At 53.9% G+C, this 17,082-nt stretch carries 17 protein-coding genes; 2 read left to right on the forward strand and 15 right to left on the reverse strand.

Annotated elements, in window-relative coordinates; all coding sequences use genetic code 11:
- Window positions 1-51 precede the first annotated feature (51 nt).
- The 12 genes from ABC395_RS19435 to ABC395_RS19490 all read right to left on the reverse strand — a co-directional run bounded on the left by ABC395_RS19435 (window position 52) and on the right by ABC395_RS19490 (window position 10,315).
- On the reverse strand, window positions 52-927 hold the full coding sequence (locus ABC395_RS19435) for a M50 family metallopeptidase (protein ID WP_413005569.1): 876 nt from the start codon (window positions 925-927) through the stop codon (window positions 52-54).
- The gene (locus tag ABC395_RS19440) at window positions 920-1,849 is read right to left on the reverse strand and encodes a peptidoglycan DD-metalloendopeptidase family protein (RefSeq protein ID WP_413005570.1); all 930 of its coding nucleotides are present in this window, start codon (window positions 1,847-1,849) and stop codon (window positions 920-922) included. Before ABC395_RS19440 ends, ABC395_RS19435 begins: the two co-directional genes overlap by 8 nt.
- A gap of 95 nt (window positions 1,850-1,944) precedes the next feature.
- The gene (locus ABC395_RS19445) at window positions 1,945-3,093 is read right to left on the reverse strand and encodes an FtsW/RodA/SpoVE family cell cycle protein (RefSeq protein ID WP_413005571.1); all 1,149 of its coding nucleotides are present in this window, start codon (window positions 3,091-3,093) and stop codon (window positions 1,945-1,947) included.
- A 7-nt stretch (window positions 3,094-3,100) separates the two neighbouring features.
- Complete coding sequence (gene minD, locus ABC395_RS19450; RefSeq protein ID WP_009672982.1) at window positions 3,101-3,895, reverse strand: septum site-determining protein MinD; 795 nt, start codon at window positions 3,893-3,895, stop codon at window positions 3,101-3,103.
- 64 nt (window positions 3,896-3,959) lie between these two features.
- Window positions 3,960-4,604: a septum site-determining protein MinC gene (locus tag ABC395_RS19455; RefSeq protein WP_487247447.1), complete on the reverse strand. Its 645-nt coding sequence runs from the start codon at window positions 4,602-4,604 to the stop codon at window positions 3,960-3,962.
- A gap of 78 nt (window positions 4,605-4,682) precedes the next feature.
- Window positions 4,683-5,210 (reverse strand): rod shape-determining protein MreD, encoded by a 528-nt coding sequence (gene mreD / locus ABC395_RS19460; RefSeq protein WP_103995682.1) that lies wholly within the window; start codon window positions 5,208-5,210, stop codon window positions 4,683-4,685.
- Between the two features lie 2 nt (window positions 5,211-5,212).
- A complete protein-coding gene (gene mreC, locus ABC395_RS19465) occupies window positions 5,213-6,091 on the reverse strand; it encodes a rod shape-determining protein MreC (RefSeq protein WP_413006772.1) in 879 nt (292 codons plus the stop codon).
- Between the two features lie 35 nt (window positions 6,092-6,126).
- Window positions 6,127-7,158 carry a rod shape-determining protein gene (locus ABC395_RS19470; protein ID WP_413005573.1) on the reverse strand — a complete coding sequence of 344 codons (1,032 nt, stop codon included), beginning with the start codon at window positions 7,156-7,158 and terminating at the stop codon, window positions 6,127-6,129.
- Between the two features lie 156 nt (window positions 7,159-7,314).
- The gene (radC, locus tag ABC395_RS19475) at window positions 7,315-8,004 is read right to left on the reverse strand and encodes a RadC family protein (protein ID WP_103995683.1); all 690 of its coding nucleotides are present in this window, start codon (window positions 8,002-8,004) and stop codon (window positions 7,315-7,317) included.
- An 849-nt stretch (window positions 8,005-8,853) separates the two neighbouring features.
- Window positions 8,854-9,309: an RrF2 family transcriptional regulator gene (locus tag ABC395_RS19480; RefSeq protein WP_413005574.1), complete on the reverse strand. Its 456-nt coding sequence runs from the start codon at window positions 9,307-9,309 to the stop codon at window positions 8,854-8,856.
- 86 nt (window positions 9,310-9,395) lie between these two features.
- Window positions 9,396-10,022, reverse strand: coding sequence for a Maf family protein (locus ABC395_RS19485; RefSeq protein ID WP_413005575.1), 627 nt, complete (start codon window positions 10,020-10,022; stop codon window positions 9,396-9,398).
- 50 nt (window positions 10,023-10,072) lie between these two features.
- Window positions 10,073-10,315, reverse strand: a complete 243-nt coding sequence (locus ABC395_RS19490; RefSeq protein ID WP_413005576.1) for a DUF4321 domain-containing protein — start codon at window positions 10,313-10,315, stop codon at window positions 10,073-10,075.
- Between the two features lie 149 nt (window positions 10,316-10,464).
- Between ABC395_RS19490 and ABC395_RS19495 the strand changes: the two genes are divergently transcribed.
- The gene (locus ABC395_RS19495; RefSeq protein ID WP_413005577.1) at window positions 10,465-11,673 is read left to right on the forward strand and encodes an N-acetylmuramoyl-L-alanine amidase; all 1,209 of its coding nucleotides are present in this window, start codon (window positions 10,465-10,467) and stop codon (window positions 11,671-11,673) included.
- A 63-nt stretch (window positions 11,674-11,736) separates the two neighbouring features.
- On the opposite strand, the gene ABC395_RS19500 is transcribed toward ABC395_RS19495, so the two are convergent.
- Window positions 11,737-13,581 (reverse strand): SPOR domain-containing protein, encoded by a 1,845-nt coding sequence (locus ABC395_RS19500; RefSeq protein ID WP_413005578.1) that lies wholly within the window; start codon window positions 13,579-13,581, stop codon window positions 11,737-11,739.
- Between the two features lie 153 nt (window positions 13,582-13,734).
- Between ABC395_RS19500 and ABC395_RS19505 the strand changes: the two genes are divergently transcribed.
- Window positions 13,735-14,055 carry a hypothetical protein gene (locus ABC395_RS19505; RefSeq protein ID WP_413005579.1) on the forward strand — a complete coding sequence of 107 codons (321 nt, stop codon included), beginning with the start codon at window positions 13,735-13,737 and terminating at the stop codon, window positions 14,053-14,055.
- A gap of 233 nt (window positions 14,056-14,288) precedes the next feature.
- Here ABC395_RS19505 and murC read toward each other — a convergent pair whose 3' ends face one another.
- A complete protein-coding gene (murC, locus tag ABC395_RS19510) occupies window positions 14,289-15,674 on the reverse strand; it encodes a UDP-N-acetylmuramate--L-alanine ligase (protein ID WP_413005580.1) in 1,386 nt (461 codons plus the stop codon).
- 8 nt (window positions 15,675-15,682) lie between these two features.
- Window positions 15,683-17,059 carry a bifunctional folylpolyglutamate synthase/dihydrofolate synthase gene (locus ABC395_RS19515; protein WP_413005581.1) on the reverse strand — a complete coding sequence of 459 codons (1,377 nt, stop codon included), beginning with the start codon at window positions 17,057-17,059 and terminating at the stop codon, window positions 15,683-15,685.
- Between the last annotated feature and the right edge of the window lie 23 nt (window positions 17,060-17,082).

Raw genomic sequence — 17,082 nt, forward strand, 5'->3', positions numbered from 1 at the left:
ACCCTGTCCGGGGAGCGGAAAGAAAACCGGAGGCCGCTTCTCTCTTCTCCTTCAAGGAAGCAGCTCGGAAACCGTGCATGAACGGTTTGTATGTGTGAGATAAGTATCGACCACCTGCTGCTCAGGGAGAATCCCTTCTATCGTCCCCCCGCTGCCTACTACGTAGACGGGATGATATTTTTCACGCATAAACAGCTTCACCACTTCCCCTACTTTCCGCTGTCTTGCGACCGCAATCGGCCTGGCCTGCGTCCCCTTCCGCATAAGTCGTTCCGTGCTTGCTTCGCGGTTCATCATAAACCGGAGAAAATAAAAAGGCAGATGCCTCCGGCTCACCCAGTTTTGATAGAGCAGAAACAAGCCCACAACAAGGACGTTCATTTGAATACGTCCCGTCCCGGCCGGCCAAACGGCGGCAGCGGTCATCGTGAACCCGAGTACGATAGAAATCCAGACGGTGCACACGAGAGTGCGTTGGTAGGGGAAGCCCAGGCTGAGCAAGCCTTGCAGCAGTTTTCCACCGTCAAGAGGCAGAATCGGAAGCAGGTTAAACAAAGCGATAACGGCGTTAATTTCGATAAAATAGGACCACCATTCCGGGTCCCCCGCTTCGAGGAAGCGGCAGAGGAAACCGAGAGCGATCAGCCAGAGATGCTGGAGCGGCCCCGCCAGCGCAACGATCATTTCTTCCCGCAGAGGAACGGAAGCCAATTCGTCAACGACAAGTACGCCTCCAAACGGCAGCAGACGGACCTCCCGCACCCTCCAGCCGAAAGCAACCGCCGCTCCGAAATGGCCAAGCTCATGAAGAAAAACGATACCGAACAATGTGGCCGATTCCAGAAAATGTCCGGTTGCCAGTGAAAGCAGCATCACGATGGTAAAAAGGGGATGGAAGCGGAAGCGTACCTGCAGCCGGTTATTCAAACGGGATCACACCTGCCGGGTCCACGTAACGGCTTTCCTTTTGGACGGCAAAATAGAGAAGCCCTTTATCGCTCTTGCTGTCTCTGGACACTTGACCGATGGCTTCGCCCCCTTTGATCCAGTCGTTAACCTCGACGCGGGACTGCTCGATCTGTCCGTACTCGGACTGCAGCCCTCCGGGATGACGGATGATGACCGTGTAGCCCGTCTCGTCTTTGGGGCCCGCAAAGGTGACTTGTCCCGCATCGAGTGCGTACACGGGAGTATGAGGCTCGGCCGCCACGCTTATAAAAGGCTTGTCAGCCGTGTAGGTCTCGTGGATTTTTCCTTTCAGGGGGACAAAATAGGAGCGTTTCTGGGCATCCGCTTTTACGGCCGGATTTTCTTCATCCGAATGAAAGGCCGGAATAAAAGAGGGAGCCCCGGCAAACGTTTTCTGATACCAGGCGGACAACTGCTGAAAATCGAGCGGTTCACGGAGGGCCGCCGTGACATATCCTTTCCCTCGCTCGATCAAGGGATGCTGAAGCTGAAACATTCCCCAGATCAGACCGAAAAGCATGGCACTGGCGACCAGCTGCCGCAGGAACCGGACGCGGTAAGGAGTACGCGGATTGTATCCGCCTCCGTCCCCAGTGTCCTTATCGCCGGGTCCGCGGGCATAGTAACCGCCGGGCAGCCCGAGCTCGCGCTGCATTTTTTGCTTCCATACATATTCAGGGTCGTTCCATCTGTCGTCAAAATCTTGCCCCTTCCCGATTAAAGGAAGAATGGCAGGCATAGGCTCCACTTCTGAAGCCCTGCTCTCAAAGGACATAAGTTCGTTTGGCTGCCGATGACGTAGAGATTTATCAGGCGGGTTCTCCTGCAGCTTCCTGATTTTTTCCAATCTGCGCTGGCGCACGTTATGCTTATTCTCCATGACTTAACCTCCTGTGAGGCGGGGCTTGTTTACTACAGCATATGAGCGGCTTGTACGAAATATGAGCATACAAAAAACAGGCCTCACCGGCCTGTTTATTTATCGTCTTCTATGGCGTGATCGTGGATTTTAACGCTTAGTACCATTCCTATACAAAGCATATTGATTAACAAAGACGTTCCCCCATAGCTGATAAAAGGAAGTGTGATACCGGTCAAAGGCATCAACCCAATCAGCATGCCGATATTCTCGAATATCTGGAAGACATACATGGCTACAACTCCGACAACCAGATAGGAGCCGATTCGGTTCTTGCTTTGTATAGCTATCAGGATCATTCTGTAGATGAGAAAAAAATAGAGCATCAGGAGCACGGCAGCTCCGCGGAAGCCGAATTCCTCCCCGACCACGACAAAGATGGAGTCCGAATACGCGTAAGGAATAAAGTTGGAATGAATGGAGCTTCCGTTCAAGTAACCTTCACCCGTCAAACCGCCGGAACCGATCGCTCTGTATGAGTTTTCCATCTGGTAACGGTCGTTTAAGCTTGCCGTAGACGGATCTAAAAACGTGTCGATCCGTTTAAACCAGTGCTGTTTAAAATGGAAATTCTCAATCAGGTACCCACTGATCTCTTTCGGATGCATGGAGTAGAAATAGAAGAATAAAAACATTCCGCCCCCGAAAACGATAAGACCGATGAGCGCATGAGAATATTTAACGTTTCCTATCCATAGCATTCCGATAAGAACACCGATTAGGATGATCGCATTCCCCAAGTCAGGTTGAATAAAGACTAAGGCAAAAGGAAGTAAGGTTAGCAATCCCATCGGGATCACATCTTTAATGATTTGGAGGTCTTCTTCATTCTTTCTGCGGAGCCAGGCAGCAAGTGCAATGATGACACAAAGCTTACAAAGCTCGGCCGGCTGAAACAGGAAGTCCCCTATTTGGATCCATCCGCTCGCCCCATTGATCGCTTCTACTTTAAGTACAAAAACAAGCAGCCCGATGCTGATCAAATAAGGAAACATCCAAAACCGGATAAGGATCCTATAATCCAAAAAGCTGCAAGCGGTTAGGGCGAATAAAGCAATAACGTAAATGATGATCGTTTTCGTCCAATTTACATGAATGTTAGGGTCGTCTATATCCGCGCTGTATACCAAAAAGGAACTGATAGTAATTAACACCATCAGCAAAAAAATGATGGTCAAATCTAATTTTTTTAATTTGGCAAGCATATCGCACTCATCCTAATTTAAAAAACTTTTTCAATTTAGCCAGCATACCCGGCTTTTCGTCAAGCGGCATAAGAGGGACCGATTCGCCAAGTATGCGTCGTGCGACATTGCGGTAAGCGATAGCTGCCCGTGAGGTCGGATTCATTACGGTCGGTTCGCCGGAATTTGCCGCCTTAATGACATGCTCATCATCCGGCACGATCCCCAGAAGGTCGATCGCCAGTACGGAACAGATCTCGTCGATATCGAGCATTTCGCCTTTTTTGACCATGTTCTGGCGAATCCGGTTAATAATCAGCTTCGGAGCATGAATTTTCTCGTTCTCCAGCAGGCCGATAATCCGGTCCGCATCGCGTACGGCCGCATTTTCGGGGGTCGTGACGACGATCGCTTTGTCAGCTCCGGCCACCGCGTTGCGGAAACCCTGCTCGATTCCGGCAGGGCAGTCGATGATGACGAAATCGAAATCTTTTTTGAGTTCCAGCACGATATCCTTAACGCTCTCCGGGGAAACGGCATGCTTGTCTTTGGTTTGTGCGGCCGGAAGCAGATACAGTTCTTCAAACCTTTTGTCCTTGATCAGCGCTTGAGGAAGCCTGCAGCGTCCTTCCACAACGTCAACCAGGTCATAAATGATCCGGTTCTCCAGTCCCATAACCACATCCAGGTTTCGCAATCCGATGTCGGTATCGACCATACATACTTTCTTGCCCTGCAGAGCGAGTGCTGTCCCCACATTGGCCGACGTGGTCGTTTTGCCGACGCCGCCTTTTCCGGAAGTGATAACGATTGCCTCTCCCATGGTATTCACTCCTCAGCGTTACGATAATTGCGTGCAGCCGGTTTGCAAAAAGGCCATCCGGCTATTAAGCAAGCACCATACGGTGCAGTCCGTTCAATTTATCAATTTCCATACGCCCTTCTTTGATGTAGGCGTATTCCATAAATGCTTCCTGGAATCCCCATTCGTCCGGAGGACGGCTGATTACGCCGGCAATGCGCAGCTGAGTCGGACGCATATGCGACGCCGCAACGATCGCGGCCTCGTCCCCGTCCACACCCGCATGTGCCATTCCCCGCAAGGAACCCATGATATAGATGCTGCCGGTGCACAGGATCGTGCCTCCGGGATTGACATCCCCCATGTACAGCAGATTGCCTTCATGTTTAAGTGTCTGTCCAGACCGGACCATCCCTTTAAGCATCGTAATGGGAGCAGCCGTTCCGACAAGCGGCTCCGGTTCATCGGATTCAATGGACTGAATGAGCAGGTTGCCCTTCTGTCCGATGATGGCCCGGATTTCTTCCTTCTCCTCGTCACTGACGCTGCGTTTGCCGAGTCTGACATGAACACGCACGATAGGTCCGGTCAGAATGCGGTCGTGAGTACTCTCCACCTTGTGCCGCAGTTCTTCGAGGACAGTCGCAAGCTCGCATGAATCGTCGAGAAGAAAGTTCAGGCCGTCTTTGACTCCTTTTATAATCACATGATGTTTACCTGCCGTCGTCATAAACGTTCCAACCTCCCAACCCATACAATTCGGCCTGCTGTCCGGATTTTCCTGCCGGGTGAAAACGAACGGTCAAAATTAATGTTCCGCCCGGGATCCTTGGCCTTGCAGGGCTTCCATGAGCTTGCGCATCGGAATGTACACCGCCAGGGCGAACAGCATATTGAACAGCACGCTCGGCAGCATAATATGGGTAAACGCAAACTGGAAATTCACCGTTACGATGTTAAATAACCGGTTGATTCCGAATTTGATAATTTCGAAAATAAGAACGCCGACCCCCATCGTCATCAAAGTGGTGAAAATGAGGTTCGTCTGCCTGCGGGGAAGAAGCCCCGCTATGTAGCCGACCAATCCGAATCCGAAGGAGTAGACGCCGAGTATGTGTCCGAAATAGACGAAATCGTGAAGCAGCCCGAAACCGAGGCCGTACAGCAGTGCAGAATGCCGGTTCAAATAAAGTCCGATATACAAAATAATGATCAGCATAAAATTGGAAGAGATCCGGACGCTTTGCTGCCAGGAATCCGGAATCAGCCAGTGAATCAGCGATCCTTCCAATATGAGCAGCGAGAACAGAATGAGCCAGAGCGAGTTGCGTACCATGGCTATTTCACCTCGGGTATTTCGATGATAAATACTTCCCGGATATGTCTGAAGTCAGCGAAAGGCTTAATCATCGCTTTCTGGGTAATCCCGAAATCCCCGGGCTCGCGGGAAACGACCGTTCCTACCGGAATACCGCTCGGAAATACTTTGCCGATATCGGAAGTAATGACGGTGTCACCGACCGCAAGCTGGTCGTTCTGGTCGATTTTGTTCATAACGAGCAGGCCCTTTTCCTTGTCGTACGACTCAATGATCCCGTAGGAACCTTGACCCTCGGCGGATTTGTACTCCTTGCCTTTGACGGTTGCGGAAATAGCGGGAGCCTTGTTGTTCGTATCGCTCAAATCCGTAAGAAGCTGTACGTTGGAGGTAAATTCCGTTACGGTGAGCACCCGTCCGAGAAGACCGTCTACGTTAATAACGGCCATATTGGGCCGGATGCCGTCTTTCTCGCCCAGATTTACGGTGATGGTTCCGTTATAAGGATCGGGACTCGCCGCGATTACATCGGCAATCCGGTATTTATAATTGGACACCTGTTTCTGGCGTTCCGTGAAGCCCAAGGCTTCTTTATAGCGTTTGTTCTCGTCTTCAAGCGCATTTAGCTGCTGGGTGGCGAGTGCGTAGTCGGTCAGTCTTTTTTTCAAGATCTGATTCTCGTCATAGATGGTTTTAAGCTTGCCGACGTCCTCGAAGAAGCCGGCCACGCCCGCTGCCGGTCTGTAAAACACGCTCTGCGTCCAGGCGATCGAATCTTTCAGAAATTTTTCCGGCCAGTAAAATTTCGTCCGTCCGCTAAGCGTAAGTCCCATCAGGATGAAAAAACAGATGAGACCCACCAGCAGAACCATCAGCCTCTTGTTCCCCATGAATTTCAACAATTCAACACCTTCTCACGTCGGCACAGTCAGACTTAGCGTCTGTATTTGGCGCCGGATTTGGCACCTTTGAACAGATGGATATGATCCAGGGCGCGGCCGGTCCCGATGGCTACACAATCAAGCGGATTATCCGCAACGATAACCGGCATTCCGGTTTCGCCCGCAAGCAGCTTATCGAGATTGCGCAGAAGGGCTCCGCCGCCCGTCAGCACGATACCGCGGTCCATAATGTCGGCGGCCAGCTCCGGCGGACACTTCTCCAGCGTCACTTTAACCGCGTCGATGATAGCGTTCACGGTGTCGGTCAACGCTTCCGTAATTTCGTCGGAAGTGACGGAAATCGTCTTCGGCAGACCTGTCACGAGGTCACGGCCGCGGATTTCGAGAAATTCCGGCTGTTCCATCGGCAGGGCGGAGCCTACTTCCATTTTCAGCGTTTCGGCCGTGCGTTCGCCGATCATCAGGTTGTAGGTGCGTTTGATGTACTGGGTGATGGCTTCGTCCATCTCATCGCCCGCGATGCGGATAGAACGGCTCGTCACGATTCCCCCGAGGGAAATAACGGCCACTTCGGTCGTACCGCCGCCGATGTCCACAACCATGCTTCCCGTCGGTTCCCACACGGGAAGATCCGCGCCGATTGCGGCCGCGAACGGCTCCTCGATCGTGTAAGCGTCACGTGCGCCGGCCTGCTTGGTCGCGTCTTCCACGGCGCGCTTCTCGACGGCCGTAATGCCGGAAGGTACGCAGACCATAACATTCGGATGGCGCTGGAACATGAAACGATCCTTCTGTGCCTGACGTAAGAAATAACGGATCATCGTGGCGGTCGTTTCGAAATCCGCGATTACGCCGTCTTTCATGGGACGAATGGCACGGATGTTGCCCGGCGTACGTCCGATCATTTTCTTCGCGTTGTCGCCGACGGCCTCAATGATTTTCGTATCCGTGCGGATGGCGACTACCGACGGCTCCCTCACGATAATTCCTTTGCCCTTCAAATACACCAATGTATTTGCAGTACCCAAATCGATACCTAAATCCTTTGTAAAACCTCCGAACATAATAAAACGGCTCCTTCCCAAAATCCATCTTCTCTCTGATTAACTGCTTAAAGCTTAAATGGCAGCAAAAAAATACCGACGGTTTATTGTTTCGTCATAGTTTTCGTAGTCATTGTCGAAATTAGGGGTCTTTCCACGAACATAATCTTTATTATATTACATATGACCATGCTCCTTCAAACTGACATAGCGGTCATCTCCGATGACAATATGATCGAGGACTTCGATTCCTATAATATCACCGGCTTCTGTCAGCCTGTGCGTAAGTTCAATGTCCTGTGGACTTGGCGTTGGATCCCCGCTGGGGTGGTTATGTACACAAACGATGGAGGCGCTGCTGCGCTGAATCGCGGCGCGGAAAACTTCGCGCGGATGCACAATGGAGGCGTTCAAACTTCCGATGGACAGCGTTTCGCGTCCGATGATGTGGTTTTTCGTATTGAGGAACAAACAAACGAAGTGTTCTTTCTGCAAATAGCGCAGTTCGTCCTTAAGCAGATCAAAAACATCAAACGGAGATCGCACCGTCGTGATTTCTTCCGTGCGTGTCCGGGAAATCCGTCTTCCCAGCTCGATTCCCGCCATAATCTGGAGCGCCTTGGCGTCGCCTATCCCCTTGATTCGGACAAGCTCTTCCCGGCTGGCTTCGACTAACCCCCGGAGTCCTCCCGTTTCGGAAAGAATCCGCTGTGCAAGCGCCAAAGCGGACTCGGAGTATGTTCCCGTACGGACCAGGATAGCCAGCAGTTCGGCACTGCTGAGCGACGAAGCCCCGAGCTGCATCATTCTTTCGCGGGGTCTCTCTTCCGGCGGAATTTCACGCAAGGTGACAATTGATGATATCATATATTCCCCTCTTCCGGTATGTTCTCAGGCCAATTTCCAACATTTCCTTCAAAACCGTTACCCATTGTCCGGAAAGCGCCGTCTGCCGGGCTTTTTGCTGTCTTCATCCGGCGTTATCCGGATCCGGGTTTACGGGATCATCCGCAGACATAAGACTGCCGGTGACCGGATCGGAAAGTCTTGCGAAAACTTGCATGAGATCGTTCATTTATACCTATGCGGTCCCCATATAAAACCGCACTAAACCATTAAAAGACAGAGGGGCTGTTAAATAGGACGACACAGGTCCTAAAAAAGTCTGCACACCTCGGCAAAAAATACAAAAGATGAAGCGCAGGCAAACATTCTGACGGCGGGTTAGGTTCGGTTCGGGAGACAAAACGGATGGCTTTTTTAAGACACGGCAGGTTGATTAATAGCGGTGTGGCGGAGATCTGACAAAGTGAAATAACGGATTGGGAGAACAACTCTTTTTTGCGGAAAAGGAAGATAAAGCGGAATGCGAAAGAGACAAGCGGAAGCGGTTGACGCGTGAAGGAATGGAGACAAGAGGTAAAAAGCAAGAGCGCTGGGGCTCAAAAGCGGAAGGAAGACGGAGTACACGGAAGAGTACAATCGGGTTAAGGCATTTAAACAAACCAGGCAATGTAATAGCGAAAAGGACAGCAGGAGGGAGATGCCCAGGAAGACAGGCGGTCGGATCGGCAAGCGTCTCTCTGACGAGAAATACCATGTCCGTGAAAGCCGCGGCCGCGCCGCCTTCGCAGCACCGGGTGTCTTTTCCTCATGTATCGTACAATAAAGCGGGTCCTATGCCCTTTTGAATGCGAAGCGCAGGCCAGGACCGCTTCAGGAAATCAGATTCTTCTCGGCATCGGCGGATTTCTTCTCCGTCTCGTTCAACGTACGGAGCATGCTGCCGATCGTCACGCCTTTCAAATATTGAATCATGTTCTGTTCGGCTCCATCCAGCATGTTGTCCATCACATTCTGCATGTTCGCAGAAACAAGACAGTCATTCCCCTGGTCGCCTGAGCACCAGTTCGGTTTGAGGGTGCCGAGCGAAGTTAGCTGATAAATATCGCCGAGCGTAATCTCATCGGGATCGTGATTAAGAATAAATCCGCCTCCGCAGCCTTCTTTGGTGCGGACAAAACCGGCTTTGCGCAGACAGCCCATAATTTTGCGTATACGCGCGGAATGGGTGCAAACGTTGGAAGCAATATCATCGCTCGATGCCATGTGTTCCGGCAGATGGGCAAGAAGCACCAGACTGTGCACGGCAATCGTAAACTCGCTGTTCATGACATAGCCCTCCTTTCTCCTGATGTTCTCTCTATTGTAGCAGAATCGGCTCTTAATGAAAACGGTTCAGTGCTAGGGACATTTACCTAGACGACACGGATGCCGAACGGCTCAAGCATCTCGCTCAGAAGTGACACCGGAAGACCGACGACATTGAAGTAATCCCCTTCTATCCCTTCGATCAATGTGGCGCCGATCCCCTGAATCGCGTAAGAGCCCGCCTTGTCCGAAGGCTCGCCCGTCGCGATATAACGAAGGATCCGTTCCTCGTCCATCGGCTTCATCGTGACTTTCGTCCGGCGGTGCCTGACCGATATGCTGCTGCGGTCCGCGCTCAGGCAGGCGACTCCGCTGTAAACCTCGTGAGTGCGGCCCTGCAGTGCGGAAAGCATGCGCAGAGCATCCCCTTCGTCCTTCGGCTTGCCCAGTACTTCCCCGTCCAGCACCACAATCGTGTCGGAACCGATAATGACGGTTCTGTCCGGTGCGTATGAACCCGGCAGGGCGGCCGTTACCGCTTCCGCTTTGCGCACGGCAAGCGTCTCGACGATCTCCCGGGGACTCAGGCTCTCCTCCACGGTCTCATCCGCATCGCTGGATATAATTTCAAAATCCAGCCCCATCCCTTTCAACAGCTCCCGCCGTCTGGGCGAGGAGGATGCGAGAATCAGTTTAATGCCCTGCTCATAGGGCGCGCTGCCGGATCGGCTCATAAGGGTTGCCTCCATTTTTCTCAAAACATTTAAATGCGTTTTCTCAGGGACTATACCTTACGGTACAGCCAGAATGCGGCCGCGAGGCCCAAAATGCTGCACAAATTCAGTTTAATCTGCAAAAGGATATCATACTGGATGACCTGCAGGTCCGCTTTGGGTTGCCAGACGATATCCGTCGTTTTGGTCAGGAACGCCAGTGCTTTGACCGGTGCGAGCAGTTGTCCCACAATGATGCCGACGACAAGACCGATCAGTAAAAACAGAACGAGGGTGAAGCCGTTTTTCTTCATCCGTTATCCTCTCTCTTCCCTTGTTTCTCCCTTATTATACGAAGCGGCACGTTAGGCATCAATCCGTAAAAACAACAATTTGTAACATATTTCCGGCTTACTAACCTGGAAAGTCCCTGTACAATTGGAAACGGGAGGGGAAAAACAGGATGAAAAAAACTACAAAATTAGCAGGGCTGACCCTCGCGCTTCTGCTGGTCTTTCCTTACGAGGCGATGGCTTACAAGGTTGTCGTCGATCCCGGTCACGGGGGGAAAGATCCGGGAACCATCGGTGTAAACGGTCTCAATGAAAAAACGGTCAACCTCGACGTGTCTCTGAAGCTCCGCGACGAGCTCAAGAAGAAAGGCGTCGAAGTCGTAATGACCCGGTCGGATGACCGTTATTTGTCCCTTGACGAGAGAGTTCAATTTACAAATGCCCAGAAAGCGGACGTTTTCGTATCGGTGCATGCCAATTCGAATCCGAGCTCGGCCGCTAACGGTTCTCAGGTTCTCTATTACGACAGCCGTTATCCCCAGGAGGACTATCCCGCCAGTCCGGAAATGGAAGCCCTTACGCCTTCCAGCAGGCTGCTGGCTCAAAAGGTGTTAAGCTCCGTTCTGTCCCAAACCGGATTGAAGGATCAAGGCTTGGTGCCGAGCGCGGTTTACGTCGTCCGTAAAGGAAACATACCGAGCATTCTTGTCGAAACCGGATTTTTGAGCAATAAAAAAGAAGCGGATATGCTGGCCGATCCCGCATTCCGCACCAAAATGGCAAAAGCGATCGCGGACGGAGTCGTTTCCTACCAGCCGCCGGTTTTCCCGGATACGGCCGGGCACTGGGCACGCGAAGCTATCCTGCGCATCAAAGACAAAGGCTGGATGGAAGGCATCGGGAACAGTTTCGAGCCTAACCGGGCCCTGACACGCGCGGAGTTCGTAACCGTGATGGACCGCGTCTTCGGGTTCGACGGCCTGCTAGGGACGGGAAATTCCGTACCCGCACCGGCTTTCAGCGATTTGAAAACGACCCAATGGTCCTATCCGGTGATGACCAAAGCTGTCCGCCTCGGACTGCTCGACGGGTACGCGGATCGTACCGTACGCCCGAACCAGTCGATCACCCGCGGCGAGGTATCCGCGATTCTTCAGCGGCTTCGCGAAATGAAAGGCTCGCCTACTTTGACGCCTCCGACCGGCCAGGACGTTTACTCCGACGTTCCCGCCTCGATGTGGTGTGCGGGCGCGGTCTACACGCTTGCGAAAGCCGGTATCGTCGACGGGACAAGCCCGGCGGAATTCAAACCGAACCGTTACATAACCCGGGCGGAGATTGCCGTCATGATGGACCGCTACTCCAAGCTCCAGCCCTAAAACAAACACGGCCCGCAAAATTCGCAGGCCGTGTTTTTGTGTGTATGGAGTTGCGGCTTGAGCCTACGCCGATGCGGCCGTGAGCTGCTGCATCAGACGCTTCTCGGCGAAGACGTACCGCATCAGCGCCTCCTGGGCTTCGGCCAGAAGCGGGGCGGACGGCGATTTGCCGTACTCGCCGAGCTTTGCCACCGCCTTGGCGAGAGCCGCGTTCATCTCCTCGATCTGCGGCTTGGCCGCGTCGGGGATTCCCGCGGCTACCGCCGGCTGCAGGGCCGCCCACGCCTTGGCGGCGGCGTCGAGCGGCTGCAGCGCGGCCGCGTCGAGCGCGCCCGGCGCAGCCTCCGCCATCTTCGCGGCGGACAGGTTGCCGGCCGTGCCGGCGACCTTCGCGCCCTGCGCGAGATAATCCGCGAGCGGCTGGGCGCTGCCGCTCTTCCAGTACACCTTGCCGACAGCGGGAAGATCGAGCGGCTTCGCGAAGACTTCGATTTTCTTGGCGGCAAGGGCGGTTTTCAGCTTCGCGGCGTCCTCCTTGCTCCCGGCCAATCCGACGTATACCGTCGTCTTCGTGCCGGGTTCCGCTACCGCCGCGGCGCCTTTGCCCCGCGCGTCGGAGCGGGCGGTCTCCGCGCTCTGCGGCGTGCTGAAGATGCCGTTCTGCAGCACGGTGTAGGAGCGCGCCGGGATGGACGCCGCCGCAGTCGGCCCGCCGGCCGGCGAGACGGCGGCAGGCGCGGAGGCCGCCGGTGCGGAAGCGGCCGGTGAGGAGGCATCCGGCTTGAGCGGCGTGACCGTACCGGGACTCGGCTGGGCCTGGGCGGTCGCGGCGGGACCCGCGTCGATCGTGATCGGCTTTTCCGCGCCGCCCGAGAACATGGAAAGGACAAAATAGCCGAAGGCCGCCCCGGTTACCATCGCTCCCGCCACCGACGTGGCGATGCGCAGTAAGCCTCCCCTACCGGTCCGGGAAACGCGTACGCCCGATTTTTGGGGTTCCTCCCAATGAAGACGGTTGTACGGATCCTCATAGACAGGCTCCCTGCGGTACGCCGGCGGCTCGTCTTCATAGTAGGCGGACTCTTCCCGGTTTCGGTTCCCGCTCCGGTTCCGCCCGGAAGAGGAAGGGGGCGATTCCGCAAGCTGCCGTTCATAGTAGTCCCTCTCCCCGGCGCTCCTTCTCTCCCTCGTATCCGGCACCGGCACACCGCCGGGTGCGGAACGGGCTTGACGGTCATCTTCCCGCTCGTCTTCTTGTGGAGCATACAGGCTGTTATAGCCCGGCAAGGAAGCCGTCCCGTGATCGATAAAGCCGATGGGATCCTCCGGCCAGCCCAGGTTGGACGGTAGGGGGTAGCGCTCCCGGCGTCCCCGTTCATCCTCATGGGCTCGCTCTGCTGCCGGTTCTTCCGTAAACCGGTAATCCGTATAATCGTCTGCCTGTCCGGAAGGACCCTCAAAGTCCCTTCTCCCCCTCCCGGCATCTTCGTCTCTGCGTTCCCCGAACGCGGTCCGGTCCAAATCCCCGTATTCCCGCCTTCTTTCTTTTTCTTCTCTGAAGCGTTCGTTGATCGTGCTTTCAAAATAACCGGAATCTCCCCGGTAACCCGGTTCCGCTTCCCGGATAAGATTGGCGATCCGTTCCGTTTCGGCATCATAAGGACTCTGCCACGTACCGAAATCGGCCGTATACTCATTCAGCTCTTCGGGGTGCGCCGTTGTCCCTTCCGGTTCCTTACGATTTTGCCGGTTTCTTTTCGCCCGATCCGCCTCCGCGTCTCTCCAAAGCGTTTCCGATACCGAAAACTCTTCTCTCGTTAAGGGAATAATTTTGCCGCCCGATTTATCTTCCTTACGGTTTGTCCGGTCGTTTCCGTCTATACGATAAGAAATTCTCGCTTTATTCATAGGGCCCATCTCCTTATCCGCGTTCTGCTATCAGCCTATGAACGGGAACGGCAAAATATGTCCGGGCCTCGGAAATTTTACTAGACTGGAGATTTCCCAAAAGTTGGTATAAGGTATACGTATGCAGACCACAATAACGGAGGTAACCCAATTGTGACGCTTGGCGATACAAGAAAAACTTTGCTGCTTGCAAGTATACTCGCTGTCTTGGGCTTTATCGTTTTTACGGCAAACCCGGGCTCCAAACCGTCCACGACTTTGTACGTATTCAATCCCCACGCGGATTTAACGAAGGAACAGTTGGAACAGCTGAATGGGGCGCGAATTAATATCATTTCTTACAACCCGCCTCTGGAAACGTTTAAGATCACGTCGTTCCCCACCTACATTCTGGTAAAAACCGAAACACAGGAATTAATAGGGATCACAAACGATTTTGCGGAACTGGCGAAAATGAGAAAGACTAGCAAGTAGACTTTCAAGTCCGCGATGCGCCTCACGCCGTTTTGGATAAAATGCCGTTAGTTGCGGCGGAAAAATCAAGCGGCCCTTCTCCTTTTTACGAGCGGACGAACTTACTAATCGGCCTGCCCCCTGCCCGAAATGTCTGCTTTCCCCTCAACAAAAAACCTCCCGTCAGCGAGTGCTGCGGAAGGTTTCGTACTGCGGGCGTGCCGCATATTTCCATTGTACTGCAAAAAGAGTTCTCAGTTCGCCTCATAGCGGGCGCGAAGCGTTTTCGCGAGACCGTCCGCCGTTTTCCAGATGTCTCCGGCTCCCATCGTGATGACGAGGTCGCCCGGTTTAACGCGGTCCGTCAAATAGACTTCCGCTTCGCCGCGGGTCGGAATGTAGGTGACATTCGGATTGCTGTTCTTGCGGATCAGTTCGACGAGCTTCTCGGAGCTGATGCCTTCGATCTGTTTCTCGCCGGCCGGCGAGTAGATGTCGGTGATCAGCACCTCGTCCGCCTCTTTGAAAGCATGGCTGAACTGTTCGAATAAGTAAAACGTACGCGTATAGCGCTGGGGCTGGAACACCGCGATAAGATGCTTGCCGGTGGCCTTGGCCGCCGAGATCGTCGCTTCGATTTCCGTAGGATGATGGGCGTAATCGTCGATTACGAGAATGTCGTTCACTTCGCCCAGCACCTGAAACCTCCGTTTGGCGCCGCGGAACTCCTCGATCGCCCCGGCGATCTGTTCGAAGGTAAGGCCCGCTTCCAGACACGTGATCAGCGTCGCCATCGCATTGTATACGTTGTGCCGGCCCGGAACCGACAAGCGCACCTTGCCGAGCGTTTCGCCGCCGCGGCGGACGTTGAAGGATACTTTCCGGTCGCCCAGCTCGATATCCGTCGCCACATAGTCGGCGTCCCGGTCAATGGCGTAAGTAAGGGTCTCGCTTTTGATCTGCGGAAGCATGCCCCGCAAATATTCGTCATCGAGACAGATGATCGCCTTGCCGTCTTCTCTCACCTGGCTGAGAAACTGGGCATAGGCTTTTTTCAGATTCTCGAAATCTCCGTCATAGTTTTCAAGATGATCCGCCTCGATATTATTCACGAGCGCCAGCGTCGGATGATACTGCAGGAAAGTGCCGTCGCTCTCGTCGGCTTCGGCCACTACGTAGTCGCCTTTGCCCGCTTTGGCATTCGAACCGATGTTCATGATTTCGCCGCCGATGATATACGTCGGATCGGTTCCGCAGCGTTCCATCACAAGCGCGATCATGGAAGACGTCGTCGTTTTGCCGTGCGCTCCGGCGACCGCGATCCCTTTGCGCTCATTCATCAATCTCGCAAGCATTTGCGAGCGGTGAATGACCGGAATGTTCTGCTCTCCGGCCGCGACCATTTCCACATTGTCCTTGGACAACGCCGTGGAGTAGACTACGAGGTCCGCTCCGTCCACGTTCCGGGCTTCATGCCCGATATAGACGCGGGCGCCTTTGGCCCTCAGCTTTTCCGTCAGTTCCTGCTGGGCCAGATCGGAGCCGGACACCTGGTAACCCATTTCCAGCATTACTTTGGCGATCGCACTCATACCGTAGCCGCCGATGCCGATAAAATGTACGTGTTCTGGGGTATTCAATGTCGTTCTCACCATCCTTTTTCAGAGTCGGTCGTGTATAAGAGCCAAGAACGAACATCGGAAATCAAGTAGAGCGTGCCGGATACGACCGCCAGATCATCCTGTCCCGTTCGCTGCTTCAATTGTTCCAGGGCTTTCTTCCAATCCGGTTCCACCACGATATCGATATCCCGGTTCACGTCCAGTTCCCGGAGGGTCTCCCGGGCCCGGTCGGCCAGACGGGACGCACTTTCTTTTTTATGAAAATCCGGTTCCGTAAGGATAAGCGTATCCACCATTGGTAGTATATGCCTGAAATAGCCGGGTTGATTCTTCGTGGACAACATGCCGGCCATCAAATGAAGTTTCTTGTAGGAATACGTGTCTTTCAAAGCGGCGGCCAGTGTCTGCGCCCCTTCGGGATTATGGGCTCCGTCCAGCAGAATCCGCGGATTGCCGGAAACCATCTCAAGGCGGCCGGGCCACTGCGTTTCGCTCATGGCGGCGAAAAGATCTTCGTCGTCCACGATAAGCGCGTTATACTGGCGCAGGACTTCGAGCGTCATTAACGCTGCGGCGGCATTTTTCAGCTGGTGCGCCCCGTTGAGGGAAACCGGCACGTTCTCGATCGAACGGAACGGCCCCGTGAAGTTCAGCTTCTGGCCGTCCAGCTCCGTCGAAACGGGCTCGTAAGTAAACTGCTTGCCGAGGAGATAGACGGTCGTCCGTTTGCTCTTCGCATCCCGGATAAACAGTTCCGCAAGCTCGGGCTGTTCTACGGTCGTGACCAGAGGCACGCCGGGCTTAATGATGCCTGCTTTCTCAAGCGCCACCTGTTCCAGTGTATCGCCGAGAATGTCCATATGATCGTGGCCGATATTTGTGATAACGGAAATGACCGGCGAAACGATGTTGGTGCAGTCAAGCCGGCCGCCGAGCCCTACTTCCAATACGACATAATCCGGGAACGTGACCGTGCCGAAATACAAAAGCGCCAGCGCCGTGCAAATTTCGAACATGGTCGGGGAACCCAGCTCGGTCTCCGCCAGTTCGTCGGCGATCGGTTTCAGCCGGTTCGCCAGAAGCAGCAGAGCCTCTTCTTCAATATCTTGACCGTTATACTGTATACGGTTCGTAAACTTTTCGAGATATGGGGACGTAAAGGTTCCGACATCGTATCCGCTGCGGACAAGAACTTTCGTCAGGAAGGCGCAGGTCGAGCCTTTGCCGTTCGTGCCGCCGACGTGTATAAACTTCAGTCTCCGGTGAGGATGACCGAATTTCTCCATCAGCAGGTCCATTCGTTTGAGTCCGGGTTTGATGCCGACCGGCACGAGACCGGTAATCCAGTTCACTGCTTCGGTGTAAGTCTTGAACGGGGAAGCTGCTTCTGTATGTTGTTCCATGACTATCATCCCTTTGATTGATG

The organism is Paenibacillus canaveralius (assembly GCF_047238265.1).
Taxonomy (GTDB): Bacteria; Bacillota; Bacilli; order Paenibacillales; family NBRC-103111; genus Paenibacillus_F.